Source organism: Paenibacillus sp. FSL P4-0338 (genome assembly GCF_038002365.1).
Lineage (GTDB): Bacteria > Bacillota > Bacilli > Paenibacillales > Paenibacillaceae > Paenibacillus_AQ.
On the sequence record NZ_JBBOCG010000001.1, the window covers coordinates 2,624,720 to 2,651,349 of the forward strand.

Annotated in this window: 26 protein-coding genes and 1 riboswitch; of the genes, 7 read left to right on the forward strand and 19 right to left on the reverse strand. The window is 52.9% G+C overall.

Going from position 1 to position 26,630, the window contains the following annotated elements; genetic code table 11:
* Positions 1 to 154 precede the first annotated feature (154 nt).
* A complete protein-coding gene (gene serA, locus MKZ07_RS11680; RefSeq protein WP_036698170.1) occupies positions 155 to 1,747 on the forward strand; it encodes a phosphoglycerate dehydrogenase in 1,593 nt (530 codons plus the stop codon).
* A 180-nt stretch (positions 1,748 to 1,927) separates the two neighbouring features.
* Here serA and MKZ07_RS11685 read toward each other — a convergent pair whose 3' ends face one another.
* Positions 1,928 to 2,770: an SDR family NAD(P)-dependent oxidoreductase gene (locus tag MKZ07_RS11685; protein ID WP_036698172.1), complete on the reverse strand. Its 843-nt coding sequence runs from the start codon at positions 2,768 to 2,770 to the stop codon at positions 1,928 to 1,930.
* A gap of 137 nt (positions 2,771 to 2,907) precedes the next feature.
* On the opposite strand from MKZ07_RS11685, the gene MKZ07_RS11690 reads away from it, so the two are divergent.
* The 6 genes from MKZ07_RS11690 to MKZ07_RS11715 all read left to right on the forward strand — a co-directional run bounded on the left by MKZ07_RS11690 (position 2,908) and on the right by MKZ07_RS11715 (position 9,533).
* On the forward strand, positions 2,908 to 3,861 hold the full coding sequence (locus MKZ07_RS11690) for a helix-turn-helix transcriptional regulator (RefSeq protein ID WP_036698175.1): 954 nt from the start codon (positions 2,908 to 2,910) through the stop codon (positions 3,859 to 3,861).
* Positions 3,862 to 3,934: 73 nt separating this feature from the next.
* The gene (locus tag MKZ07_RS11695; RefSeq protein ID WP_036698177.1) at positions 3,935 to 5,185 is read left to right on the forward strand and encodes a methyl-accepting chemotaxis protein; all 1,251 of its coding nucleotides are present in this window, start codon (positions 3,935 to 3,937) and stop codon (positions 5,183 to 5,185) included.
* Positions 5,186 to 5,686: 501 nt separating this feature from the next.
* Positions 5,687 to 5,783, forward strand: a riboswitch (cyclic di-GMP riboswitch).
* A gap of 116 nt (positions 5,784 to 5,899) precedes the next feature.
* Positions 5,900 to 7,543, forward strand: coding sequence for a thiamine pyrophosphate-binding protein (locus tag MKZ07_RS11700; protein WP_051493859.1), 1,644 nt, complete (start codon positions 5,900 to 5,902; stop codon positions 7,541 to 7,543).
* Between the two features lie 49 nt (positions 7,544 to 7,592).
* A complete protein-coding gene (locus tag MKZ07_RS11705; RefSeq protein WP_036698179.1) occupies positions 7,593 to 7,973 on the forward strand; it encodes a carboxymuconolactone decarboxylase family protein in 381 nt (126 codons plus the stop codon).
* A gap of 151 nt (positions 7,974 to 8,124) precedes the next feature.
* Positions 8,125 to 8,475: a hypothetical protein gene (locus MKZ07_RS11710; protein WP_036698182.1), complete on the forward strand. Its 351-nt coding sequence runs from the start codon at positions 8,125 to 8,127 to the stop codon at positions 8,473 to 8,475.
* Positions 8,476 to 8,540: 65 nt separating this feature from the next.
* A complete protein-coding gene (locus MKZ07_RS11715; protein WP_341025896.1) occupies positions 8,541 to 9,533 on the forward strand; it encodes a 3-oxoacyl-[acyl-carrier-protein] synthase III C-terminal domain-containing protein in 993 nt (330 codons plus the stop codon).
* Between the two features lie 92 nt (positions 9,534 to 9,625).
* On the opposite strand, the gene glpK is transcribed toward MKZ07_RS11715, so the two are convergent.
* The 18 genes from glpK to MKZ07_RS11805 form a co-directional block, all read right to left on the reverse strand.
* Positions 9,626 to 11,131 carry a glycerol kinase GlpK gene (glpK, locus tag MKZ07_RS11720; protein ID WP_036698185.1) on the reverse strand — a complete coding sequence of 502 codons (1,506 nt, stop codon included), beginning with the start codon at positions 11,129 to 11,131 and terminating at the stop codon, positions 9,626 to 9,628.
* 121 nt (positions 11,132 to 11,252) lie between these two features.
* Complete coding sequence (locus MKZ07_RS11725) at positions 11,253 to 12,692, reverse strand: HAMP domain-containing sensor histidine kinase (RefSeq protein WP_036698189.1); 1,440 nt, start codon at positions 12,690 to 12,692, stop codon at positions 11,253 to 11,255.
* Positions 12,693 to 13,409 carry a response regulator transcription factor gene (locus MKZ07_RS11730; RefSeq protein ID WP_036698191.1) on the reverse strand — a complete coding sequence of 239 codons (717 nt, stop codon included), beginning with the start codon at positions 13,407 to 13,409 and terminating at the stop codon, positions 12,693 to 12,695. It abuts the gene before it with no gap.
* 75 nt (positions 13,410 to 13,484) lie between these two features.
* On the reverse strand, positions 13,485 to 14,747 hold the full coding sequence (gene ccsA, locus MKZ07_RS11735; RefSeq protein ID WP_036698192.1) for a cytochrome c biogenesis protein CcsA: 1,263 nt from the start codon (positions 14,745 to 14,747) through the stop codon (positions 13,485 to 13,487).
* Positions 14,744 to 16,432 carry a cytochrome c biogenesis protein ResB gene (gene resB / locus MKZ07_RS11740; RefSeq protein WP_036698194.1) on the reverse strand — a complete coding sequence of 563 codons (1,689 nt, stop codon included), beginning with the start codon at positions 16,430 to 16,432 and terminating at the stop codon, positions 14,744 to 14,746. The genes ccsA and resB overlap by 4 nt, the downstream gene beginning before the upstream one ends.
* Complete coding sequence (gene resA, locus MKZ07_RS11745; RefSeq protein WP_036698196.1) at positions 16,429 to 16,953, reverse strand: thiol-disulfide oxidoreductase ResA; 525 nt, start codon at positions 16,951 to 16,953, stop codon at positions 16,429 to 16,431. Before resA ends, resB begins: the two co-directional genes overlap by 4 nt.
* Before the next feature lie 112 nt (positions 16,954 to 17,065).
* The gene (locus MKZ07_RS11750) at positions 17,066 to 17,824 is read right to left on the reverse strand and encodes a pseudouridine synthase (protein ID WP_076156589.1); all 759 of its coding nucleotides are present in this window, start codon (positions 17,822 to 17,824) and stop codon (positions 17,066 to 17,068) included.
* Positions 17,825 to 17,844: 20 nt separating this feature from the next.
* On the reverse strand, positions 17,845 to 18,189 hold the full coding sequence (locus MKZ07_RS11755; RefSeq protein ID WP_341025898.1) for an N-acetylmuramoyl-L-alanine amidase: 345 nt from the start codon (positions 18,187 to 18,189) through the stop codon (positions 17,845 to 17,847).
* A 408-nt stretch (positions 18,190 to 18,597) separates the two neighbouring features.
* A complete protein-coding gene (locus MKZ07_RS11760; protein ID WP_341025900.1) occupies positions 18,598 to 18,924 on the reverse strand; it encodes a hypothetical protein in 327 nt (108 codons plus the stop codon).
* A 217-nt stretch (positions 18,925 to 19,141) separates the two neighbouring features.
* Entirely contained in the window at positions 19,142 to 19,675 is a 534-nt protein-coding gene (locus MKZ07_RS11765; RefSeq protein ID WP_036698201.1) for a spore maturation protein, read from the reverse strand.
* 6 nt (positions 19,676 to 19,681) lie between these two features.
* Positions 19,682 to 20,353, reverse strand: coding sequence for a nucleoside recognition domain-containing protein (locus MKZ07_RS11770; RefSeq protein WP_076162260.1), 672 nt, complete (start codon positions 20,351 to 20,353; stop codon positions 19,682 to 19,684).
* Positions 20,354 to 20,407: 54 nt separating this feature from the next.
* Positions 20,408 to 21,691: a D-alanyl-D-alanine carboxypeptidase family protein gene (locus MKZ07_RS11775; protein ID WP_341025902.1), complete on the reverse strand. Its 1,284-nt coding sequence runs from the start codon at positions 21,689 to 21,691 to the stop codon at positions 20,408 to 20,410.
* Between the two features lie 204 nt (positions 21,692 to 21,895).
* Positions 21,896 to 22,390 carry a GerW family sporulation protein gene (gene ytfJ / locus MKZ07_RS11780; protein ID WP_036698205.1) on the reverse strand — a complete coding sequence of 165 codons (495 nt, stop codon included), beginning with the start codon at positions 22,388 to 22,390 and terminating at the stop codon, positions 21,896 to 21,898.
* Positions 22,391 to 22,470: 80 nt separating this feature from the next.
* Positions 22,471 to 23,169 carry a DUF2953 domain-containing protein gene (locus MKZ07_RS11785; protein ID WP_341025904.1) on the reverse strand — a complete coding sequence of 233 codons (699 nt, stop codon included), beginning with the start codon at positions 23,167 to 23,169 and terminating at the stop codon, positions 22,471 to 22,473.
* A 174-nt stretch (positions 23,170 to 23,343) separates the two neighbouring features.
* Positions 23,344 to 23,940 carry an SMC-Scp complex subunit ScpB gene (scpB, locus tag MKZ07_RS11790; RefSeq protein ID WP_036698207.1) on the reverse strand — a complete coding sequence of 199 codons (597 nt, stop codon included), beginning with the start codon at positions 23,938 to 23,940 and terminating at the stop codon, positions 23,344 to 23,346.
* The gene (locus MKZ07_RS11795) at positions 23,909 to 24,700 is read right to left on the reverse strand and encodes a segregation and condensation protein A (protein WP_036698209.1); all 792 of its coding nucleotides are present in this window, start codon (positions 24,698 to 24,700) and stop codon (positions 23,909 to 23,911) included. The genes scpB and MKZ07_RS11795 overlap by 32 nt, the downstream gene beginning before the upstream one ends.
* Positions 24,701 to 24,833: 133 nt before the next feature.
* A complete protein-coding gene (gene ribH / locus MKZ07_RS11800) occupies positions 24,834 to 25,301 on the reverse strand; it encodes a 6,7-dimethyl-8-ribityllumazine synthase (protein WP_036698212.1) in 468 nt (155 codons plus the stop codon).
* A 42-nt stretch (positions 25,302 to 25,343) separates the two neighbouring features.
* Positions 25,344 to 26,597 (reverse strand): bifunctional 3,4-dihydroxy-2-butanone-4-phosphate synthase/GTP cyclohydrolase II, encoded by a 1,254-nt coding sequence (locus MKZ07_RS11805; protein ID WP_051493861.1) that lies wholly within the window; start codon positions 26,595 to 26,597, stop codon positions 25,344 to 25,346.
* Positions 26,598 to 26,630: the final 33 nt, after the last annotated feature.

Consider the following 26,630-nt stretch of genomic DNA (forward strand, 5'->3'; position numbering starts at 1 on the left):
GTGCCTCTGCACGCTGTTTCTTTTGTGCGACAGCGCGTTACCCCGGTGTCAAGCTGCTCGTTATGCTCTTGTAAGTTCTGGTACTGCGGATTGCCTTACCCGGTGATCCTTGGCATATATAATAGCTTTCCCATTTGAAGGAGGACAAGAGACCATGTTTAAAGTATTAGTATCGGACCCGATCAGCGATTTGGGCATTCAGCAATTGATGGACGCAAGCGATGTGACTGTAGACAAGAAAACAGGACTAAGTGAAGATGAGCTAGTTGCAATCATTGGCGAATATGACGGCTTACTCGTTCGCAGCCAGACTACCGTGACAGACAAAATTATCGCAGCCGGTACTAATCTCAAGGTTATCGGCCGGGCCGGAGTCGGCGTGGACAACATCAAGCTGGAGTCCGCCACGCAGCGCGGTGTAGTAGTTATCAACGCTCCGGACGGCAACACCATTACGACCTGTGAACATGCTTTTGCCATGATGATGGCCTTGGCCCGTCATATTCCTCAAGCCTATGCGAAGACGATTTCCGGCGTATGGGACAGAAAGACCTTCCTCGGCGTAGAACTGCGCGGCAAGACACTGGGCGTACTCGGCATGGGCCGGATCGGCAGCGAGGTGGCCAAGCGCGCCAAAGCCTTTGGCATGAGCATCCTGGCCTATGACCCGTTCCTGACGGCTGACCGTGCAGAGAAAATGGAAGTGAAGCTGGCTTCGGTAGACGACATTGTGCGCGGTGCAGACTTCATCACGGTTCACACACCACTCACCCCGGAGACCCGCCACATGATCTCCCGTCCGCAATTCGAAGTCATGAAAAAAGGCATGCGTATCATAAACTGTGCACGCGGCGGTGTCATCGATGAAATGGCGCTCGTAGAAGCAATTGACAGCGGCATTGTGGCCGGCGCTGCGTTCGACGTCTTCGAGAAGGAGCCGCCTGAGGCAGACCACCCGTTCCTTACACATCCGAAGATTATCGTGACTCCGCATCTGGGTGCTTCGACGATTGAAGCCCAGGAGAACGTGGCCATCGATGTATCGGAGCAGGTCCTCCATATCCTGCGTAACGAACCGTTCATCAACGCGGTGAACATTCCGCCGGTTGCGCCTAGCGTTATGAACAAGCTGCAGCCTTACTTCACCCTCGGCGAGAAGCTGGGCAGCTTCGCAACTCAGATTACGGACGGCGCGATCCGCGAGATCCATGTGGAGTATGCCGGTGATCTCTCGGATGTGGATACCCAGCCGCTTACCCGCTATGTGGTCAAAGGCGTGCTCACCCGCCACTTCGCGGGAGATGTGAACATCGTCAACTCAATGCATCTGGCGAAGACCCGTGATGTGAACGTAGTGGTGACCAAGGCTTCCAAAACCAAAGGCTTCACCAACCTCATCACAGTAACACTCAAGGCTGAGCATGACGAAGAGCGTCTGGTTGCCGGTACCCTGCTGCAGGGCTACGGCGAACGTATCGTTAAAGTCAACAAGTTCCCAGTCGATATTGCTCCGGAAGGCCATCAGCTTGTAATCTCGCATAACGATAAGCCGGGTATCATCGGACTCGTCGGCACCCTGCTCGGCGAGAATGGCGTCAATATCGCATCCATGCAGGTTGGCCGTACCATCATCGGTGGAGCCGCCATAATGCTCCTGACCGTTGATAAGGCTGTGCCGAAGGAGGTCCTGGTGAAGCTGGCCGGACTGCCGGAGATCAACACCGCTGAGGAGATCACTCTGAACTAATTCTTATTTCTCCACAATAAAACACTCTTCGGGAGTGCAGGCCCCAGGCTGCGCACTTCCAAAGAGTGTTTTTGCATTTAACAAGTGGAAACGGCATTGCCGTCCTTTGAAAGGACGGTACCGTTTCAGCGAGAAATAGAAGGATAATATATCGTGTGCAACCTATAAATTCTTATATTTCTATGAAATCCGGTAGGCCGGCACCTGCCTGCCGTCGGTGTCCGTAAAGCCGTATTTCCGTGCCAGGTCCCCTACCTTCTGGGGAGTACCAGTCATGGATATCACTTCTGGATCAGCAGCAAGCGCTGCAACTGCGCGTCCGACATAGGCTGTTGACTCGGTCGTCCTTAGCCCCTCCTCCTCCTGCCAGTGCTCCTCATCTGTGCCGAAGCTGTCCAGAACCAGCTCGGTCCGCATCCAGCCGGGAGAGACGGGGATCACCGCGATGCCATCCGCAGCCAGTTCAAGGGATAATCCGTAGGCCATGCGCACCAGCGCATTTTTGGACAAATCATAATAGAAGTTTCCGGTGTATTTATACTCATCCCAGAAGGTCGTATGGACGATTAATTTACCCGCCCCAGCTCCTTCGCTGCGCATCAGTGGTATGGCATAATAATTAGTCTTGAGCTGCGCCCGGACCCCGGCAGTGAACATATGATCCCAATGCTCCACCGGCTGCTCCCAGAACGGTTCATTCCCGATAAAGAGACTATTGCCTCCCCAGACGTTATTGACCAGAATATCCAGTCTGCCCTGCTCTGCGCTAATCTGCCGGATTACAGCTTCTGTCTCACTGTCACTGGTATGATCACAGCGGATTACAGCTCCTTCCCCGCCTGACCGGCGAATCTCAGCCAGCACACCTTCAAGCGTCCTTGCATGTTGCTCCTGCGGTGTACCAGCATTCCTGCCCGTAATGTATACATAGGCGCCTGCCTTCGCCAGCTCCAGCGCAATGCCTCTGCCCGCTCCCCTGCTCCCTCCTGTTACCAATGCCACTTTCCCTTGCAGATTTGTCATTTGATCCGCTCCCTTACATCTATCATGCCCGGATTAGAAGATCATTTGCGCTAATCCGTACTCTTGTCTAATATATACCTTATACATGACAACCACTGACATATATAATTTAATAATAAAGTTAGGGAGGCATCCGAATGAGAGCAGACCGTCTGATCACTATCGTTCAACTTTTACAGAGCCGCGGCAAAATCAGCTCCAAGGAGCTGGCGCAAACGCTGGAGGTATCCGAACGTACAATCTTCCGGGATATGGAGGCACTCAGCTTCTCCGGTATTCCCGTGCTGGCGGAACGCGGCCGGGAAGGCGGCTGGAAGCTGGCTGAAGGCTACCGGAATTCCCTCAGCGGAATGAACACCAAGGAGATTGCCGCGCTGCTGGTGCCCGCTGATCCGGCGATTCTGCACGCTCTGGGCATTCAGGAGGAGTTCTCCTCGGCCGCCCGTAAGCTGCAGGCTGCCGCTACCAGGCAGCCCGTCTCTGCTTTCAGCTTCCTCAGCCAGCGGATTCACATCGATGGAGCCGGATGGCATCCCTCCGGAGAGACCTATCCCTGCCTTGCCGTTTTACAGGGAGCCTTATGGGAGAACCGCAAGGTGAGCATCACCTATCTGCGCGGGGAGGATGTTGCCGAGCGGCTGGTTGCACCGCTGGGGCTGGTAGTCAAGCGCGGCGTCTGGTACTTGGTCGCGGGGCATGACGGTGAGATGCGGACCTACAGGGTCTCCAGAATTACTGAGGCCAAAGTCACAGCTGAGTCTTTTGAGCAGCCGGAGGATTTCGTCCTGTCTGAGTACTGGGAGACCTCCACCGCAGCGTTCAAGTCTGCCTTGCCCCGGTACCCCGCCAGCCTGCTTGTCAGGGATCACACGATGAAGGAGCTCCAGAGGGAACGATACGTCGCCCTGTTGCACCAGGAGCCTTCTGAGGCCCCTGGCTGGATCAGGGCCGAGGCCGAATTCAACACGCCGGAGTCTGCACGCCGGATGATCCTCTCCCTGGGTCAGGGCATCAAGGTGACCGCACCGCCTGAGCTTGTAGATACTGTTGCTTCAGCTCTGCGTGAAGCGGCAGCATTATACGATTTTTAATAATAGACCAAATGCACTAGTATCCCCTATAATATTACAATACACATTATTATTTATAGGGGGACTCTACATTATGGACTGGATGAACAAGCTGCCGTTGAAACAAAAAATCGTCACCGGATGTTACCTGGTTGCCGCTTTATTCGCTGTCCCTGTTTTAATCACACTAATCCTTATGGACAGGCTGCTCATCGGCATTATTCTTGTCGCCGTTCTGGCAGCGCTGACTTACCCGCTTGCGCGCTTCATTGAGAGAACGCTTACATCTTCATTCGAAGACATCTCCAATGTAACACACACCATTGCCAAAGGCGACTTCACCAGCCGTGCCGACGAGAGCGGCTCTATGGGTGACATTAGCCGGTCCTTCAACACCATGATTGACAAGCTCAAAAAAATCCTCACCGATGCCTCACAGATTACCCGGCAGGTTATGGACGCCAGCCGCGGGATTGAAGACAAGAATCAGAATCTGAAATTTGTCATGGCGCAGGTGGCCTCCTCCTCCAATGAACTGGCTCTCGGCGCTAACGAAATCTCAGTGGATATTGCTGATATGACCGAATCGATCAAGGATATCGAAATCAAAGTCTCCAATTATACGAATTCCACCAAGGAAATGAATAGACGATCTGTACATACGCTGGAATTGGTTGAACAGGGACGGCAATCGGTGGATACCCAGGCCGAAGGCATGCGCAAGAACATCCAGGCGACCCAGAAGGTGGCGGATACCATTGAAGCCCTGTCACAGAACGCGCGCGGCATTACGATGATTACCAAGACGATTACCGAAATTGCCGAACAGACCAATCTGCTGTCGCTCAATGCCTCTATTGAAGCAGCCCGTGCAGGCGAGCATGGCCGTGGCTTCGCTGTCGTTGCCCAGGAGGTCCGCAAGCTGGCTGAGGAATCCACCGCTTCAACCAAAGAGGTATTCGGGCTGGTACGCAGCATTGAATCAGATATCAAGCAGGCCATTGATAATATCGCCATCAACGAAGAGGTAGTCCAGGTACAGAATAAGATGATCACAGAGACGGCCAATATTTTTGCTCAGATCGTACATAGTGTCCAATACATAACCGAGCAGATCGCCTCCTTCTCCGCAGAGAGTGACCTTATGCTGGAGAGCGCGCTTAAGATCTCCGGGGCGATCGAGAATATCTCAGCCATCACCCAGGAGACCGCCGCAGGGACCGAAGAGGTATCCGCAGCGATGAACGAACAGATTCACGCTCTGCAATCCGTAGCTGAGGAGACAGAGAAGATGACTTCCGCTGTCTTTAACTTGCAAAAAACAATTCATATTTTCAAATTCTAACCTTAACCAAAAGAGACACATCTGCGGGATTTCCTGCAGATGGTGTCTCTTTTTCTGTGCAAAACTAAGATTGTTATGTAATATTCACAAATTGTTGAAATTGTGCATAAGGGTAAAAAATCCGCTTTGCACTTCTTTACTATAGTCGTTCTATAGGCATAGCTTGTCTATAAGGCATCACCGCACACATACAATACTTAAGTCCTATAAGTGGATTTTACAATGCTGTATATCTAGTGAATTCTTAACATTTTACAGTAAATCAGGAATGTAATGAGGCTTTATGCTTACTCCTCATAATAATAGCCCTAAATATCCATTTGCATTTTAAGACTTTAGCCTTCCAAAGGGAAAAATTTTCAAAAGTTTGAAAATCCAAATATTCATCCATTTCCACTCCTGAATATTCGTCAAATTCCGAGTTTCTTCTCATCGGGGTTATTGACAAAAGAGGAGTGAGGAATATATTGTAAAGGAAAATTCTTCACAGATTCATTTATAATCGCATACCGGCAAAATTCACCGAAAGGGAATGACGCAAAGCCATGGATCTACAGTCTCATTTCTGAAGTGGGATCATGACAGCCAGGTTGCTGAAAAACTGTAAACGCCTTAGGTTATGCGTTTGATTATGGTGATTCGTGCAACAGACCTGTGCTCCTATGTTGAGTACAGGTTTTCTATTGCTGACTAATACAAATAACAACTTGCGGGGTGGATGTTCTGAAGACAGTTGCAGATTATATGGCGGAAGCATTACGCAATTTGGGAGTCACACATTCTTTTGGAATCATAGGCAAATCTATTTGCCCCATCGCTTTGAAACTGGTTGACTATGGTATTGAGTTCATCCCCGGCCGGCACGAGTCTAGCTCCGGCTTCGCTGCCGGCGGTTATGCTCTGAAGACCGGCAGCCTCGGAGTAGCCTTCGGCACTTCCGGTCCGGGCGGAACGAATCTGCTCACCGCAGCAGCGCATGCCAAGGCCAATAATCTTCCCGTCCTCTTCATCACCGGCCACCAGTCCATCAAGGAGCTGGGCATTCCCCAATGTCAGGATTCCACTTCCTATCTGGCTGATTTGGCGGATATGTTCCGGCCGGCCACCCTCTTCAGCAAGCTCGTTGAACGCGGGGATCATTTCAGCACCATTTTCAATCATGCCCTATCCATCGCCCTCGGTGACCAAAAAGGTCCGGTTCATCTCTGCATTCCGTTTGATGTGCAGACAGAGCGGCTTGCGGAATGCCGGATTGTTCTGCCGGAACGTGAAGGGCTGGTCAGCTATCAGAACTATGAACGGGTCAGCTCGGCGATCAATGAATCCGCTAGACCCCTGATCATTGCCGGTAAGGGCGTCAACCGCTCAGGAGCACATCAGGAACTGGTCCAGCTGGCCGAGACCTTTAACATACCTGTGGTCACCTCTCCAGGCGGCAAAGGCGCTATAGCTTACGATCATCCGCTCTACCATGGTCCAATAGGCGTCGGCGGCTCCTCGCATGGAGATGAACTGATGAACAACAGCGACCTCTTCATCGTTCTGGGGTCCCGCCTCAGCGATATGACCATCTGCAACCTGAAGCCGGAGAATCATCCGCGGCAGCTGATCCAGTTCGATGTAGACCCGACCTTTGTCGGTAAAATACTCACCTCATCTACTATTGCTGTCGGCGGAGACTTAAGGGACAACCTGGCTCTGTATCTCCAGAAGCTGGACTTCTCAGCGGTTACCAAGCATGAAATCACAGTCTCGAATGATTACAATGATGAGCTTCCCGTACTGGCGGGGCTCTCTCTGGCTTCGGTAATGAGCACGATGAGCGAATTGATTCCTTACAACAGCAGCGTGTTTGTAGATGACGGCAGCCATGGATTCAATGCTGTGAAATGGTTCAATGTGCGCAGGCCCGGCAGCTTCATATTCGATGCCTACTTTGCCTGCATGGGCAATTCAATTGGCATGGCGATCGGCGCCAAGACGGCCTCTCCCGGTGAGACGGTCTTCTGCATTACCGGGGACGGCTGTTTTATGATGCTCGGAACTGAAATAAACACAGCTGTTTGCAAGGACATTCCGGTGATTTTCATCGTGGTGAATAATATGCAGCTGGATATGGCGCTTAAGGGGATGGAGAAGACCACCGGCCGGATTGACGGTACGATCTTCGAGGTTCCAATGAATGCCGTGAAATTCGCTGAATCTCTGGGTGCAGCCGGCTTCCGCTGTGAGACGCAGGAGGAGTTCGCCGCTGCCATCCGCGAAGCTGTAGCGCTTAACAAGCCAGCTGTCATTGAATTGCTGACTGACCGCGATGAAATGCCACCTACGGCTCACCGCACGCTGGATCTTACGTAAGCAAGCCTTATTGCACACCGTTTCTAACCTACTATCAGGAGGCCATAGCGTGAACAAGAACACGAACAGCGGACTCGATCATTTCACTAATCTCTCTGGAGATTATGGGGCCAAGGCCCTAGCTCCGATCAAAGAGCATTTTCCGGAACTAGCCGAATATATCATGGGCAATGCTTATGGCGATATTTTTCAACGGACCACGATTGGCTCTGACTGGAAAGAGATCGCGGTGATCTCGTCTCTGATTACGATGGGGCAGTATGAGCAGTTAGGTGTTCATTATGTAATGGCGCTCCGTGTTGGCATGACTGTTGAGCAGATCAAGGGCGTGCTGCTTCATCTGGTCCCTTGCGTCGGTGCTCCCCGGGTAATTTCGGCCTTTAATGTGCTGCTGGATACCCTGGAGGAAATCAAAGAAAAATCTTCATAAATCTACAAATTTCGACTTTTCGATTGCGCATTTCAGCATGCTCCGGTTATAATGAAGGCAAAATATCCCAAATTCGAATGCAATTTGTCGAATATAGTCACAAATATCATGTTTTGGGGGTATTTCAAATTACACTTAGGGAGAGATCAACATGGGACAATTTATTTTGAAGACAGACACTGCGAAGAAAGTAATCAATATCGAGCTGGAGGGAACCTTCTCTAACGAGGACGGACTCAAATCCATACAGGCTTACCAGCAGACCATCAACCCCATTAGCCCTGCTGAATATGCCCTGGATATCGACTGCCGCAAGCTGAATGTAACAGCTCCTGATGTCGTGCCGCTGCTTGAAAACTGCTTCATCATGTTCAAGGCTGATGGCTTCCAGAAAGTGAGTCTTACTCTGGAAAATAACCCGATCCTCAAAATGCAGCTGGCACGCCTGGGCCGCAAAGCCGGACTTGAGAATCTGGAGATTACTTCAACCGTACAAGCTTAATGAACCGGAGCAGATTCGTGAGAAGTGAGAAGTACAACTAAGACAACTTTTAGGAGGTCTGCACTATGGCGGGGATTCGCATTAAGGACATTGATATCTACCATCCAGACAAAAGAATCGGCAATGAATTTTTCATTCAGCATTTTGATGACAAAGGTATTGATATCCGCGGACTGCTGGCTACTCTGGGCCGTGAAAACCGCTACAGCATCGACAGCCCGGATGAGAACTCCCTGACAATGGCTTATGAAGCCGCAAGTAATGTTCTGGAGAAGACCGGTCTTACCGGTCCTGACATTGACCTGATTGCTTATGCAAGCCAGACCCCTGAATATATATTTCCTACGAACTCACTGATGATTCACCGCCTGATTAACGGGGCTTCGCATACCATCTGTATTGACAGCAATGCCAACTGTGCCGGAATGACGGCTTCGGTTGAGCAGGTCAGCCGCCAGATGATGGCGAACCCGAGAATCCGCCGCGCCCTGGTGATCGGCTCCGATTATGTGGCGCCGTATGCGGACAAGAATGATCCGGTGTATTACGCGAACTTCGGTGATGCCGCTGCTGCTGTCATTCTGGAGCGCGACGAGCATTCGGTCGGCTTCATTGACTCTATCTACCAGACAGACACCTGTGTGTACGGCAACTCACTGTTCCCTGCAGAAGGTCTGGCTAAGCTCGGACGCACCGGTGTTGCCGCAGGAGAGTTCAATGTGAAATTCATACCGTTCGATGATTCCATCTGTGTGGACGCCGCTTCCGAATCGATCAACACCCTGCTGAGCAACAACGGTATTGATCCTCAGTCAATCAAGGCCGCCTGCTTCTCACAGCTGTCCCTTCCGAACATCCAGGCCGTCTCCGGCAAGATCGGCATTGCCCCTGAGGCCGCAGTCTACATAGGCGATGAGTTCGGCTATACCTCGACCAGCAGCCCGTTCATCGCCCTTCACAAAGCCGTCACTACCGGGCAGCTTGAACGCGGCGACAAAGTCCTGTTCTGGACCGTTGGCGCCGGATGGCAGAATGTCGCATTTGTAATGGAGTACTAATCATAACGTTCATTCTGTTCTATAGTAAACAAACGGCCCGCAGCAGAGTTTCTGACTGCGGGCCGTTTCTGTTCTTCTACCTATATCCTGCTCTAAAGTCTGCCTTCGTGCTTGCCCTCATGCTTCTCCCAGCCCATCGTGCGCGACACAGCATCCTGCCAGACGCCATATCTGCGTTCCCGCTCCTCTGGCTCCATCTGCGGCGAGAAGACCTTCTCGGCGGTGTTGAAGCTCTCCAGCTGCTCACGGGTCCATACCCCAGAGGTGAGCCCGGCGAGCAGCGCGGCACCAAGTGCCGTAGTCTCCGCATAGGTTGTTCGTGTCACTTCGCTACCCAGAATATCGGCTTGGAACTGCATCAGCAGATTGTTACGCACCGCACCGCCGTCCACTCTGAGGCCGGTAAGCGGCATGCCGGCATCCTTCTGCATCGCGTCGATGACATCACGGGACTGGAAGGCCAGGGATTCCAGCGTCGCCCGTACCAGATGTGCGGAGGTGGTGCCCCGCGTCAAGCCGAATATAGCGCCCCGCGCATACATATCCCAGTAAGGCGCACCCAGTCCGGTAAATGCTGGCACAACCACAACTCCTTCACTCTCATCCACTTCACTGGCCTTCTCTTCCGAGTCAGCGGGCGCGACAATCAGCCCCAGTCCCTCCTGCAGCCACTGCACAGCCGCTCCAGCCACAAACACACTGCCCTCCAGCGCATAATAGAGCTCATCGCCCATACCCCAGGCTACCGTGGTCAACAGACCGTGACTGGATGCCACAGCTTCAGTACCTGTATTCATGAGAATGAAGCAGCCCGTGCCATAGGTATTCTTGGCACTGCCTGCTTCCAGGCAGGTATGCCCAAAGAGTGCTGCCTGCTGGTCCCCCAGCACCGACCGGATGGGGATCTCGAGACCGAACCACTGCTGGTCACAGACACCGAAGTCTCCGCCCGACATCCTCACCTCTGGCAGAATGGACGGCGGAATACACAGCGTGTCCATCAGTTCTTCGTCCCATTGGCGCTCATGCAGGTTATACATCATCGTTCTTGAAGCATTGGTAACGTCTGTAGCGTGTATAGCGCCCCCGGTCAGCTTCCAGATCAGCCAGGTGTCTATCGTCCCCGCCAGGAGCTCTCCCTTGGCTGCCCGGTCTCTTGCTCCCGGCACATGATCCAGAATCCACGCCAGCTTGGTCGCAGAGAAATACGCGTCGATGACAAGCCCCGTCTTGTCCGCAATGACTCCGGCCATCCCACATGCCTTCAGCTCCTCACATTGGTCTGCTGTCCGCCGGTCCTGCCAGACAATTGCCGGATAGATCGGCTTACCTGTAATTTTATCCCATATCAGTGCAGTCTCACGCTGGTTGGTAATACCGATAGCCGTTATGTGATCAGCTGGAACGGAGCTCGCTGCAATGGCATCTCTGGCTGCTGCAAGCTGGCTCTCCCAAATCTGCTCCGGGTCATGCTCAACCCAGCCTGGGCGGGGAAAGGATTGCTTGATCTCATATTGCCCCTGCGAGATCACTTCCGCTTCTGCATCAAAGAGAATTGCCCGTGAGCTGGTAGTACCTTGGTCCAAGGATAAGATCATAATGCCCAGCCTCCTGCAAGCCTTAGCTTGAAATATATGTTTCACGATGAACAATATTAATGTGGTGATTTCAACAAAAAGCACCTCTGCTCTCAGAGGCGCTGTCATGCATGCTCTTAGTTTACTGTTTTTCGACAGGAAGCCGCAGGGTAAATGTGGTGCCTTCTCCTAGCTTGCTGGAGGCATAAATGCTGCCGTGATGCGATTCGACGATATTCTTCACGATCGCCAGCCCTAGTCCCGTACCGCCCGATTCTCCACGCAGGCGGGCTTTATCCGCTTTGTAGAAGCGTTCGAAGATAAACGGCAGATCCTCGGGATTGATTCCGGCCCCCTGGTCTCTGATCGCGATCTCCACCAGACTTCTGCCTTCCAGCACTACCGTGCCTGCCAGAATGGAGATTCTCCGGTCAGCCGGAGTGTGGCGGAAGGCATTATCCAGCAGATTGGTCAGTACCTGCTCCAGCTTATCTTCATCGGCAGCCCCCAGCAGCAGCTCTTGCTCGGGCCGCTTCAGTTCAAGCATAATATCTCGTTCCTTGGCTCTGACGGAGAATTTGCGGTATACCCGCTCCAGCAATTCTCCCACATCGACCTGAGCCTTAAGCATATCCGTATGCCCAGCTTCCATGCGTGCCAGGTCCAGCAGATCCTTCACCAGACGGCCCATACGCAAGGATTCATCATGAATAACCTGAACCAGCTCGCTGCTCTCCTCCGGTGAGGAGGCCATTCCGTCCAGCAAAGCCTCACTGTAGCCCTGCATCATCGAGAGCGGGGTGCGGATCTCATGAGATACATTGGCTACGAAATCTCGCCGCATCTTCTCCAGACGCACCTCCTCCGTCACATCACGCAGAACGGCAACGGCTCCGCGCAGATGATCTTCGGAATATAGCGGTGCCATGTGCACCGACCATACCCCCTGCCGGACATGAACATTGGAGCGCTGATCGCCCCCGTCCTCAAGGGTGCTGAAGAATAGTGGACGCAGCGGCGGCGGCACTTCATTGGAAGAAGAGGCCTTCGGAACAAGTCCGTTATCCTCTTCTTCCTCCCAGGTAAGATCACTCCAGGTTTCGAGGAGGGTCTGCCCATGCGGATTGGTGAGGATGATCCGGCCTTCGATATCGAAGGTGATCACCGCATCGCTCATGCTGCGCAGGACGCTGGATAAATGCCCTTTTTCATTATTCAGACTGCGTATATTCTCTTCCAGCTCTTCCGCCATGTGGTTAAACGATGTGGCAAGCTGGCCGATCTCATCGCTCGTGACCAGGGTCAGTCTTGTTCCATATTCGCCGCGGCGGATATCATTCGCTGCTTCAATAACCTGCTGCATCGGCTGAGTGATCTTCGTGAACAGGAATAGGGCAAAGAATGTGGTCAGAGAGAATCCGATCATGCACGTATACATGAACAAGCGCTTGATTGCCCCGGAATTGGTGAAATTACTGTCGATGTAAGGCAGCAGGAACAGCCCGAGTGTAATGAGCACGACAGCAACCAGAAAGATGATCGTGATCCACAGCTTACCGACAAGACTTCTCCAGAAGTTCACTTATTTAGGCACCTCAAGCTTATAGCCTACTCCCCATACCGTTGTAATCATCGCTGCCGATTCCGGGGATACCTTATTCAGTTTCTCACGCAGACGCTTGACATGGGTATCCACGGTGCGCAGATCCCCGAAGAACTCGTAATTCCATACATCCTTCAGCAGCTCCTCACGCGAGAATACCTTGTCCGGTGAGATCGCCAGATAATGCAGCAACTCGTATTCCTTGGGTGTCAGACTTACCTCTTGGCCGCCTGCGCTTACACGGTGTGCATCATGCTCAATAATCAGGAACGGGAACACGATATTGTTGCTCGAATTGCTCTCTTTAGACAGAAATGCTGTCGCAGAGGAACGGCGCATAATCGCCTTGACCCGGTAGATCACTTCGCGCGGACTGAATGGCTTGACGACATAATCGTCTGCCCCCATCTCAAAGCCCTGCACCCGGTTGATCTCCTCACCCTTAGCGGTAAGCATTAAGACCGGTGTGGACTTCACTCCTCTGAGTCTGGTCAGCACTTCAATGCCGTCGATTCCCGGCAACATCACATCCAGCAGGATCAGGCCGTAGTCATTAGCGGTTGCTTTGCGCAGGGCAATTTCCCCGTCCTCTGCCTCATCAATCTCATAGCCTTCTTTTTCAAGATACATTTTGAGCAGGCGGCGGATGCGTTCTTCGTCATCCACCACCAGAATTCTATTCAAGTGATCAGCCATTTACACAACAACCCCTTCATCAATTACAGTAGAACGTCACCTTGGATCATACGCGCCCGGAGAAACCCGAACTTATCAGTCTGTTCCCGCGTATGAATGAAGTCCGGCAATAACCAGGTTAACGCCGACCAGGGTAAACATTACGATTAGAAAGCCGAGTACAGCGAGCCAAGCGGATTTGCGTCCCTGCCATCCGCGGGCCAGCCGCAAATGGAGATAAGCACTGTAGAACAGCCAGGTGACGAGTGCCCAGACTTCCTTGGGGTCCCATCCCCAGAATCTGCCCCATGCCACCTCGGCCCATATCATTGCAAAAATCAAAGCCCCCAGTGTGAAAATCGGGAACCCGATGGCAATTGCCCTGTAGGTAATCTCATCCAGATCATTCTCGTCGATTCCATCAAGCACCGGATGTAGGGCCTTCCCAAGCGGCTTACGCACGGCCAGCCGAAGAAGTCCATACAAGAGCAGTCCGGACAGCAGTGACCAGATCACGGTGTTGAACTTGCGTCCTGCATTGACGCCATTCATCCAGGAAGGTGCTTGAAACAAAGGCTTCTGAAGCCCAAGAAACGGCTGGAAGCTCTCAATTTCGCTATGGTACGGTGCCACAATCGGCGGCATTTTATAACTCACTTTCTCTATTGTACTATCTTCCTGCCCGGGGCTGTCAATCGTAACGTTCGAACGGACAAAAACAGATTCATAGCCCGCACCGCGGAAGGCAAATACAGATCCAAGAAACCCAATTATAACAATGATCGAGAACAGAGTAAATTCGATCAGCCGCTGTTGCTTACGGTCACTCCGTTCCTTGCTGTCAAATTTCACTGTCCGCAGCAGATACATCAGCCCGGCGGCAAAGCCTACCGCGAAGAAGGACTCCCCAAGCGCAGCAAGTGTGACATGAATATTCAGATAGATCGATTTCAGCGAAGGAATGAGCGGCTGTACTTCCTGCGGAAATACCGCTGCATAGGCCATCACAACAATGGAGATCGGAACCGCAAATACCCCGAGAATGATCTTGCGGTAGATGGCGAAGATCACCGTAAAGGCAACCATCACCATCATCGATAGGAAGGTCATGAACTCATACATATTGCTGACCGGAATATGACCGGCCCCCATCCAGCGGGTAATGAAGTAGGCCAGATGGCAGAGCAGCCCGAGTGAAGAGGTGATAAAAGCAACCCTGCCCCACCGTGCCGTATGCTCCTCCGGCTTCCTGCCTGACCATTTGCGGCCCATAATGGCAATGGTGAACAACATGAAGGCACCGCTGTATAAGAAGAATGCGGCTATAAAGACGTCACTGCTGAAATCGAGCAAGCTCATGCCATGCCTCCTCCGTTGTCCAATGATTTGTCATCGACTGTCATGTCTATCTGCTCCAGAATAGAAACGAGCTCACGGCGGAAGCCGAACCAGTTCTTGTTCGTATGGCCTCCAAGCACCAGCTGTCCGCCCTCAACGATCAGCCAGATGCGTCTATGCTGCCAATAGAAGCCGAGTATCAGCCCCAGCATGACAATACCCGCACCCACCCAGACGAACGGCATTGCCCGGTCCACACGGATATTAAGATAGGTGGTGGATTCCGAGAAATCCACATCCGTCATACTCCCCACCTCAAGTTCCAGAAACCGTGTGCCGCCTCCAAGCTTATCGTTGATGGCCGCCTGCTGGAAGCGCTCCTTGTCCACCTGCTTCGGGAAATAGAAATATTGCTGCCCCTCTGCCGGCAGATCCGGACCACGGATCAGGAAGAGAAACGCCGGAGCGTTCGGATAAGGGGAGGTAGAGACCGGACGGCCTTCCTCATTCAATCCGAAATCCATATACTTCTCCTTCAGCTCAAGGGTGTAGGGTCCCGCCTTGAAGCTGCGCTGCGGATTCTTCATATCCAGTCTGAACTTGCCGTAGCTCTCACCGGTTGAAGCATTGACGAGATCAGGCTGCACGGAACGCAGCACAGGCGTAAGATCATAGTCAAACTGATACGCTTTCATTCCTTGGTAGCTCAGCGGAGAATTTACCTGAATGTCGTGCCGGGCAACTTCCGCAAGCTGAGGCTCCTTGGAGGGATCGCTGCAGTCCGCCGTACATTCATAAAGAACCGCCTTAGTCTCGTAAAGCTTAGGGAGAACCTTCTTGCCCCGGAATTCCTCGGGCATCTCTTCTTCACTATAGAATTCTACTGTGAACTTCTCATTCTTCAGGTACATGCTGGTGTCCGGTATCCGTACTGCCTCTCCCTGCGGGAAGGCAAGATGCTGATCCATATTCAGACCCGGAAGTCCCCTAGCAAGCACAGCAAGTAAAAATATAATCAGGCCGATATGTATTACATAAGGACCCCAGCGGCTGAAACGGTGTTTCTCGGCCAGTAATGCGCCGCCCTCCGTCCGCACGCGGTATCCTTTCTTCTGAAGCGGCTGAACGATCCGTGCCACCCATTCCTCCGGCTCCCCTTCCACCTCTGTATTCAGCGTTAGCTTTTGACGGGTAAGGAACTGGCGGTGCTTGCGGATCTTCTGCCGGGTTAGCGCCTTGTAGAGCGGAAGCACGCGGTCCAGGCTGCAGATAACCAGAGAAGCTCCGATCATGACCAGCAGCGTCACGAACCACCAGGATTCATAGGTATGCGAAAGGCCGAGTCTATAATATATATTCCCGGCTGTTCCATACGTTTGTTCATAATAGGTTGAAGCATCAATATTCAGAAAGGTGCTTTCTTGCGGAAAAATCGTACCGAGCATCGCACCCAGCAGCGTCAATACAATCAGGTAGATGGCGATTTTGACTGAGGAAAAAAAGTTCCAGACCTTATCGATCACTCCCGGACTTACCCGCTCCGAACGGCGGGCCACCCCATCGTAGCGCATCTCCAGATTCCCCGAGGCGTTCTCTTCCTTCTCATCCTGCGGCTTGCCGCAGGCTTCACAGAGAACCGTTCCTACCGGATTCTGATGACCGCATTCGCATTTGGTGTTGCTGATCAGCGGCTCATGCTTACTCATGGTTCCACCAGCTTCCCGATTTGCTCGTCAAGCGAGCTCAGATCCAGCTGGCCGATATGAATGCTGTCCACCCTGCCCTTTGTATTAATGAAGAAGGTGGTAGGCAGCGGGGAGACCCCATAGCTGCGGACCGCATCACGTCCCTTATCCATCACAACCGGAAAATCAATATCCACGAGCTTCACGAAATTGTCCACCGTCATCTGATCCTCGCCCACATTCACGCCTAAGACTACAACACCCTGGTCCTTCCATTTCTCCCACTGCGCCTGGAGGGCAGGCATTTCCTTCACGCATGGTGCGCACCAGGAGCCCCAAAAGTTCAGTACAACCGACTTCCCTCTGAATTCCTCCAGCGTATGGGTCGCACCGTCCAGCCCAAGCAATTCAAAATTAGGCGCTTTCCCGCCTTCTTGAGGCTTGCCGTCTCCCCCGAACACAGAGGAGCTGATGGCATAAGCCCCAAGCAGAACGATTAGTAATAGTATCACGATTTGGATTGGCTTCCTGGCTTTGCCCATACAGGGGTACCCCCTTCTGTGACGCAACTCATTACTTTAGTTGTAAGGTGTGAACATCCTATGAACATTATAACGAATATTGTCACAGTTTTAGGAGGGGAAATTGTGAACTTTATGTGTCTTTGCGTGTCTGATTATCCCGAAGCATTCCCGCTTTGGCAATTTGCTGCAGATGATTGATCTCATCCTTGGTCAAATGGCGGTAAGAGCCGCGCTTGAGATTCTGGAGCATGATATCCCCGAAGGAAATGCGCTTCAGACGGATAACCGGATGTGACACAGCCTCGAACATCCGCCGGACTTGGCGGTTGCGGCCTTCATGGATGGTGATGCTGATTACCGCTTCCTTATTGGCTTCATCGATATCCTTGTATTCGACTTCCGCCGGAGCGGTCATGCCGTCCTCCAGCTTAATGCCAGCCTTCAGCTTGTCCAGCGCTGTGCCGTGCGGCACACCCTTGACCGTGGCCAGATACGTCTTCGGCACATGATGCTTCGGATGCGTGAGCAGGTTGGCAAACTCACCGTCATTCGTCAGCAGCAGCAGCCCTTCGGTATCGTAGTCCAAGCGGCCTACAGGGTATACGCGCTCTGTAATTCCTTTCAGGTAATCCGTTACTACCTTGCGGCCTTTGTCATCCGAGGCGCTTGTAATTACACCTTTGGGCTTGTTGAACATAATATAGATTTTATTCTCGCCCCGGATCAGTCTGCCCGAGACTTTAATAATATCAGTTGCGGGGTCCACCTTCGTGCCAAGCGTAGTTACGAGTTCCCCGTTGACTTCCACTTTACCGGCCAAAATCATTTCTTCACATTTGCGTCTGGACGCAACACCTGCTTGCGCCAATATTTTCTGTAATCTTTCCATTTTCGACTACTCACCTCAGGTTAATGATAACCATCAGAGGCATAAATCACAAGATCATTCCACGGAAAAAATGCGCCGGGGCAAGTCTCGCTATGCGATTCCACCGTAAGCGGCGATATTTCATAGCGCCCGGACAGCTCCAGTATAAGCTTCCCCGCCGCGAACAGCTGCTGCTGGCGCTCCGGCAACTGGGGCAATTGCTCCGCCTCCCCATAGTTGCCCTCAAGGCATATATGAATATGCTCCGGGTCTGTCAGCAGCGGCGCCGCATAGACTGAGCCGTTCAGCCCGACCCAGAAGTCAAAGCCTTTGCCGTTAATAGACGGACAGCGGGAATGATGCAGAATAAAGCCTTTGTACTCCACCCTTGTCGTCCTCCCTCCGTATTGCTGAAATAGCATATGAAGTGGGGGGGCGGGCGGTGAGGAATGTTTGTTAGAATGTTTGGGGAGCGATGTGAAAGCAGGGCTTGAGCGGGGCCAGAGAGGGTAAAGGCGTTGACTATTCGTAACTCCGAGGAATGTTTGGACTTCCGGCCGCTGTTAAAGTTGGATTTCCTTGATTAGACTGCCAAGCGGCAGTAGAATTCCAACACAGCTTATGCTTACGATGCGAGCTTTCCGTAGGAAAGCTTTCAGGCGGACGCTGGCGCTCCTACAGTTCCAAAATTCCTCTCCGTTACTCCTTCTACGCACGGGCAAACCTAATAACAAACAGTCCTCACCTCCCGGAAGGGGGTGAGGACTGTAGGACAAGCGGCAAGCGGCTGCGGGTCAGCGCTTGGGGACCACCACCACCGGCGGCAGATTGCCAGGGAAGTGATAAGGTGCATTAATACCCTTCATTCGCTTATCCAGCCAACTTTTCCTGAAATCAGGTGTATTAATACCCTTCATTCGCTCATACAGCCGACTTTTGCTGAAATCAGGTGTATTTATACCCTTCATTCGCTCATCCGGCCGACTTTTACTCAAATCAGGTGTATTAATACCCCTCATTCGCTCATACAGCCAACTTTTCCTGAAATCAGGTGCATTAATACCCTTCATTCGCTTATCCAGCCGACTATTGCTGAAATCAGGTGCATTAATACCCTTCATTTGCTCTCTCCTGAAGGCAAGCAGTTAGATAAACGTATCTTAATTTATGAGTTTCGGGGAAATTGGCTGAAGCAGGTGGAAAAAGGGCGTTTAATTTGTTTAATTTCACTACGTTGGCGAGAATGAGTATAACTAAGCAGCATTTTTCCAACTATTGTCTCCACAACGTTCATCCGTCTAGCAACAAGTGGAGGAAATCCACCTATCAACCTGCTGATTACCCGAACACCAGCAGACAAACAGCAATCGCAGCAATAAAGCCGACGATGTCCGAGAACAGGCCCACCTTTAGTGCATAGCGGCCGTTGCGGATGCCTACGGCGCCGAAATACACAGTCAGCACATACAACGTGGTGTCAGTGCTCCCCTGTATAGTAGAAGCAATCATACCGATGAGGGAGTCCGGGCCGTGGACGCGGATCAGGTCTGTAGTATAGGCAAGTGATCCAGTGCCCGTCAGCGGGCGCAGGAGACCGAGCGGAAGCACCTCTGACGGAATACCCAGCCCCTTCAGCAGAGGGCTTACAAAGCCCATGAGGAAGTCCAGCGCGCCAGACGCGCGGAACACACTGATGGCCACCAGCATGCCCACCAGATGGGGGATAATCGCAATGGCGGTGCCGAACCCGTCCTTCGCACCCTCCACGAAAGATTCATAGACCGGAACCTTACGCGTGAAGGCATACAGCGGAATAAAGGTAACCATGACCGGGATCGCCCAGGCAGAGATCAGACTGATCAGTTGTAACACGGACGCTCACCCCTTCACCGAAGATTGTGGGAGCGCCCCGCTCCCGTTCGCCGGGCCTGTCCCGGTGTTAAGGACCGGCGGCGGTCCGGGCGGCCGGCGGAGCAGAGTCAGGCGGCGGAACAGCCTGTCCGCAGCAATCGCCGCCAGGGTCGCCACCGCCGTCGCTGCCAGAGTGGTTCCGACAATGGCCGCCGGGTCCGCCGATCCGTAATTCAGCCGGATCGCAATCAGGGTCGCCGGAATCAGGGTGATGCTGGCGGTATTCAGCGCAAGCAGGGTACACATGGCCGGCGTTGCGGTCTCCTTATCCGGGTTCAGTGTCTGCAGCTCCTGCATCGCCTTAATGCCCATCGGAGTGGCCGCATTCCCCAGACCCAGCAGGTTGGCGCTCATATTGGAGAGAATGTAGCCGATGGCGGGGTGCCCTTTGGGCACATCCGGGAACAGAAAGGAGACTACCGGACCCAGCACTCTGGAGATTTTCTTCAGCAGGTCGGCATCCTCCGCAATCCGCATTATGCCCAGCCAGAACACCAGCACACTGATCAGCCCGAAGCTGACGGTCACCCCGCTCTTCGCACCATCGAATACGGCGGCGGTGAACTCGTTCATCCTTCCGTTAACTGCCGCAAAGCCAAACCCGATCAGAATCATCCCCAGCCAGATTCCATTTAACATGGGTATCCCCTCCCCCGCTTCATTTTTTATACTCTATCTTACAGAATGGTTTCGCTATTCCCCCGTGTGAAACAGCGCCCGCAGCGCACTGCCGAAGGCCTGCAGCCAGTTGCCCGCCGGGTAGGCGGAGGCACGCGCAGCGGTATATTTTTTCACATACGGCGAGGTCTCCGGCGGGAGCTGGCCAGGCGTGTACACCGGAACCCGCCCGATCTCCTGATCTCCCAGCCGTAAAATAATCACACCTCTGAGCCCGAAGTTAACATCGCCCTCACTCCCGCTGGCATTTACACCTGCCCTGCCCGCACCCGTACTTACACTGGAACCAGCACCTGCACTCCCCGTACCCGCAGCATTGCCATTCGCAGAAGTCTGCGGATCTGCACTAAGCACCAGCTTGTTGACGAGCCTTGCTTCCTCCCCCTGACCAAGCGGATAGGCGAAGGCCTTGCCGGTCACCAGACTGTAGCCTTTGACGGCCTCGCCCCGCTCGACCAGCGTCTTCAGAGGATAATGGTTGAAGCCGAAGTCCAGCAGCGAGGCATGGTCGTTCCAGTCATTTCCGTCGTTCAGCGTAACAGCCACGAGCTGCTGCCCGTCCCTTGTAGCGGAGCTTACCAGGCAGCGCAGCGCTTTTTTGGTATACCCCGTCTTGACCCCATCCGCTCCTTCGTAGAGGCGCAGCATCTTATTCTTGTTGCTCCATTTATAGTCCCATTTCTCATAAGGATTGTCCGCTGCCTTCTCTTTGGTGGCTACGATCTCCTTGAACACCGGATTATGCATCGCATATGCGGTCAATACAGCCAGATCATTCGCGCTGGAAAAGTGGCCTTCTGCATCTAATCCATGCGGATTGGCAAAATGCGTATTTTTCAAATTCAGCTCCTGCGCCTTAGTGTTCATCAGGTAGACGAACCCCTGCTCCGACCCGCCGACATGCTCGGCGATTGCGGTTGCCGCATCATTACCGGAGCGCAGCATCAGCCCGTACAGCATATCCTTTAGCGTCATTTCCTCACCCAGCTTCAGGTACAGGGAGGAACCCTCTTTGGCAAAAGCATTTTTACCGACCTTGACCTTCGACATGATATCGCCGTTCTCTATCGCCACAAGGGCGGTCATAATTTTGGTCAGACTGGCAATCAGCATCGGCTCATCCCCGCGGCTGCTGTACAGTATTCTTCCGGATGTCACATCAATCAGCGCCGCCGCCCTGGCATGGGTAGTGATCGAACGGTTCTCTGCACTAACGGCAGACACCGGCACCAGCGCAAGCAGCAGTGCACACAACAGTAAGGACAGCATAGATTTTCGGGTTAATGTCTTCATGTTCATCCTCCGGCTTCTTATCCGTTCCTTACGCAACGGTTCATCAGTCTTGCCTGGTTGTACAAGTGTATGCGGGGCATAGGGCAGGTATGTCCTATCCTCCATCATCCGGCAAAAAAGGGATATCACCTTCTAAGGTGATATCCCGGGGCTAATTTGTTATTTCCTTGTATCCTAATGTGTTGACGTATTCTAATGCGTTGACGTACCCTAATGTGTTGACGAATGGTCAGACGAGCCGGATCCTGTCTCTACAACGGTTTTGGTTACCTTGGAGCCGGGAATGTCCGAAGCTTCGGGAACCATGCCGGGCTGGAACATATTCTGAATTTTGTCGAGCAGGGTAGGCGTAGCATCAATAATTTTCTCGAACAGATGAGTCTGATTATCCAGCGGCACAATATGTACCCCTTCCCTGCCAACGACTAGAAAAGCAATCGGACGAATAGACACGCCGCCCCCGCTGCCGCCCCCGAAGGGAAGCATTTTGACGCCGGACCCGCTGCTGTTCACGCCCGGACCGTCATCCTCCACCCTGAAGTCACTGCCGCCTGCTGCGAAACCGAACGTCACCTTGCTAATTGGCAGAATGACGGTGCCATCGGGCGTTTCAACCGGATCTCCAACAATTGTATTTACATCAACCATGCCTTTAATATTCTCCATTGCGGTCTGCATGAGACCTTGAATCGGATGATCTGACATTGTTTGTCTCCTCCTCGAGTGTATATAAATGTACCTGCAGTATTTATCTTGCCCACTATAGATTGGAGTATGTAGATTATTTAGGAGCGTTCACGTCTGAGCAATTTCTTCCACCGGCCCAGACCACCTTCCACCTTCGACACTCGGCGCAGCAGCAGAAGCCCTGCATAGAGCGCATATCCGACGGACAGCTTGCCGCTACAGACGGCTTCTGTTGCAAAAGACGGCTGATCCCGGAAGACAGGAGCCACAAATAATCCCGGCTTATGCACCAGTCTGACCATGCGGGAGAGCACGCCGATCATCGTCCACTTCAGTCCCCATAAGGCCCCTACCGCCGTGGCGGTCGTTGCAGCCTCCCCCAGCGAGAAGTCTGTGGACCAGTCCAGCTTGGTGATCTGAATATGAGACAGGGTGTCATTCAGCCATTTTTTCAGCCCGCGGGTGGCATGTAAAGCAGTACGTACATTCTTTAGCCATTGCGTCACAGATTCCTTATCGACCTGCCCTTCCTTGTCGCTATCCAGCTTCACTGGTGCGATTCCGCTCTTCTCCACGTTGAGCTTAATTCCCTGTTCGAGGCTCTGGAAGACTAGCGCAGGCACCTCATAATGAATTTTAACGAGGCCATATACAGCTTTGATGTCGAATTCGATGCGGTCATCCTTACCCAGTCTGCGCACACGAAAGTGAAAATGAATCGATGACGCCAGAACCAGCAGGAACAGCAGAACAACGAGCAGCAGCAGGATTAAGGGTATTGCCAGCCATAACGTCACACGGTTAACCTCCAAGCAGACTTTAGAATAATAAACATGGAGCCTCTGGATTAGTATGGCAATTACGGCTGGATAACATTCGGTGATTTCGCAAACTTCTCCATTTTCCACGAAAAAATGCCGCTGCCCCCGAAGGGACAACGGCATCTCTATCACAGCAGCGGTACGCTGCAGTTATTCGACCTCATCGAAGGTCATCTGGCTGTCCAGCTTACTGAACAGCAGCTGGGTCTCCTCTTCCAGACCCTCGGAGGTATCGAAGCTCGACGGCTCCGGCAGCTCCTTCAGGCTGGCCAGCCCGAAGCTGTCCAGGAAGGACTTGGTGGTGCCGTACAGAATTGGACGCCCGACAGCCTCCGCCCGGCCCACCTCGTGGATCAGATCCTTGTTGCCCAGCGTGTGGATGGCCCGTTCGGATTTGACACCCCGGATCTCCTCGATCTCCACTCTCGTGATCGGCTGGCGGTAAGCCACAATCGCGAGTGTCTCCAGCGCCGCCTGGGACAGGGAGGATCTGGAGGGCGAATAAGCCAATCGCTCGAAATACTGCGCATGCTCCGGGAGTGTCGCCAGCCGGTAATTCCCGGCAATCTGGACCACCTGAAGACCCCGGCTCTGCGAGTGGTAGTCCTCTTTTAAATCATCCAGCGCTCTTGTCGCCAGATCGGGCCGTTGCTCGGTAATCTCGGCAATCTGCCGGACCGACAGCCCTTCATCCCCTGAGAGAAACAGCAGGCCTTCAATAATTGATTTCAGCGTGTTGTAGTCCACTGGCATCCTCTCCCCCTCTCCACTCCATAACAATATCCTCAAATAATTTCTCCTGGTAGCAGTAAATGGCCTTCATCTTCATCAGCTCCAGAATAGCCAGGAAGGTGGCGACGATCTCCTGCCGGTCCATCTCCTCATGCAGCAGGGACGAGAACCGCATTCTGCCGCCGGTCCCTTTGCGCTGCAAGGCTTCAGACACCTCACGAATCCGGTCCTTGACCGAGATCTCATCCCGGGTGATCCGCTGGTACGAGGTGCGCCGGGCAGCCTTGCTTAGCGCCTTGCGGAACGCAGCGATCAGGTCGGCGGTATGCAGGCCCTTCAGTGTATTGTCCGTCTGCGCAGGAACGAAGGGGCCCAGATCCTCAGGCTCCTTCGTAAAAATCAGGCTGCGCTCGCTCTCCATATCCAGCAGATGCACCGCGATGCTCTTGAACTTACGGTATTCAATCAGGCGCTGCACCAGCTCTGCGCGCGGATCATAGCCGTCATCCTCATAATAATCGAAGTCCTCGATTTCAATGACGGGCGGCTTCGGCAGCAGCATTTTGCTCTTAATCGACAGGAGAGTGGCAGCCATCACCAGAAATTCACTGGTAATATCCAGCTCCAGCTCCTTCATTCCCTGTAGGAATTCCATATACTGCTCGGTGATCTCGCTGACCGGAATGTCCTGGATGTCGATTTCCGCCTTGTCAATCAGATGCAAGAGCAGATCGAGCGGACCTTCGAACGTCTCCAGCTTGTACAATACAGTCACGCGGTTTCCTCCAGCCCAAAAAAAGTAAAGTGCAGCGCCGCAAGGACGCTACACAAGTAGAAAGATCTATGTTCATGCTTTCTTCTCATACTTATAAATAAGCACGACTTACGGTCTTTCGTCAAGAGGCGTATTATTTGAACAGCTTATTCAGGTTAGCCATTTCAATAGCAGCCGTCGCTGCATCCCAGCCCTTATTGCCGGCTTTGGTCCCCGAGCGCTCAATGGCCTGTTCAATATTCTCCGTCGTAACCACACCGAAAATAGTCGGAACACCGGTCTTAAGGTTAATCGCCGCCACGCCCTTGGCCACCTCGTTGCACACATAATCATAGTGTGTTGTAGATCCGCGAATGACTGTGCCCAGTGTGATAACGGCGTCATATTTGCCGCTTTCGGCCATTTTCTGGGCGATCAGCGGAATTTCGAATACGCCCGGTACCCAGGCAACATCCACTTCATCATCGGCGGCGCCATGGCGCTTGAAGGCATCGAGTGCCCCGGAGAGCAGCTTGCTGGTAATGAACTCATTGAAACGTCCTACGACCACCCCATATTTCAAACCCTCAGATACTAAGTGTCCTTCAAAATAATTCGGCATGCTACTCATCAACCCTTCGTGTATAGGATAGGTAATCTATGATTAAATTTTGGAATCCTCATTCTGTTCGATGTCGTCAAACTTCAGCAGATGGCCAAGCTTGGCCTGCTTCGTATGCAGATAATTGCTATTGTCCTTGTTCTCCGGCATCTGGATCGCTACGCGCTCCACCACCTCAAGGCCGTAGCCTTCCAGCCCCTTGATCTTGCGAGGATTGTTGGTCAGCAGCCGGATCTGGCGGATGCCGAGATCCTTAAGAATCTGAGCCCCGATGCCATAATCCCGCAGATCTGCCGCGAAGCCCAGCTTCAGGTTGGCATCCACAGTATCCAGCCCTTCTTCCTGCAGCTTATAAGCGCGCAGCTTGTTAATCAGGCCAATTCCACGGCCCTCCTGGCGCATATAGAGGAGTACACCCCTGCCTGCTTCTTCAATCTGGCGCAGCGCCGCTTCGAACTGCGGACCGCAGTCGCAGCGGTGCGAATGGAACACATCGCCGGTCAGGCACTCTGAATGCACACGCACGAGCACCGGCTCATCCCCGGAGATATCACCTTTAACCAGGGCAACATGCTCCTTGTCGTCCACCTCGTTCGTATAGGCAATGGTCTGAAAATCACCGAAATCCGTCGGCAGATTCACCGCTACCTCACGGGTGACCAGATGCTCCTTCTCGTTACGGTAGTGAATAAGGTCCTTGATGCTGATCAGCTTAAGATCATGCTTCCTTGCGATTTCAATCAGGTCAGGCAGGCGGGCCATGGTACCGTCCACCTTCACGACTTCACAGATGACACCTGCCGGGTAAGCCCCGCACATGCGGGCCAGATCGACAGCAGCCTCCGTATGCCCGGAACGCCGCAGGACTCCGCCCTTCTTGGCGATCAGCGGGAACATATGCCCCGGTCTGCGGAAGTCGGCCGGCTTGGCCTTGGGGTCCAGCATGGCCTTAATCGTCTGGGAGCGTTCGCCGGCTGAGATCCCGGTCGTCGTATCCGCGTGGTCAATCGATACCGTGAACGCCGTACCATGGTTATCGGTATTCTGGGATACCATCGGGTGCAGGTCCAGCTCCTCTGCACGCTCCGCTGTGATCGGTACGCAGACCAGGCCGCGTCCTTCGGTAATCATGAAGTTAATCACTTCCGGGGTAGCCCGTTCCGCCAGAGCAACGAAGTCTCCTTCATTCTCACGGTCCTCATCATCTACAACGATAACGACCTTACCGCGCATTAAGTCATAAATCGCATCTTCAATCGGGTCTAGAACACTGTCTTTATCAGCTTGCTGGCTCATACTACTGTCCTCCTAATAGCTATACGCTTACCT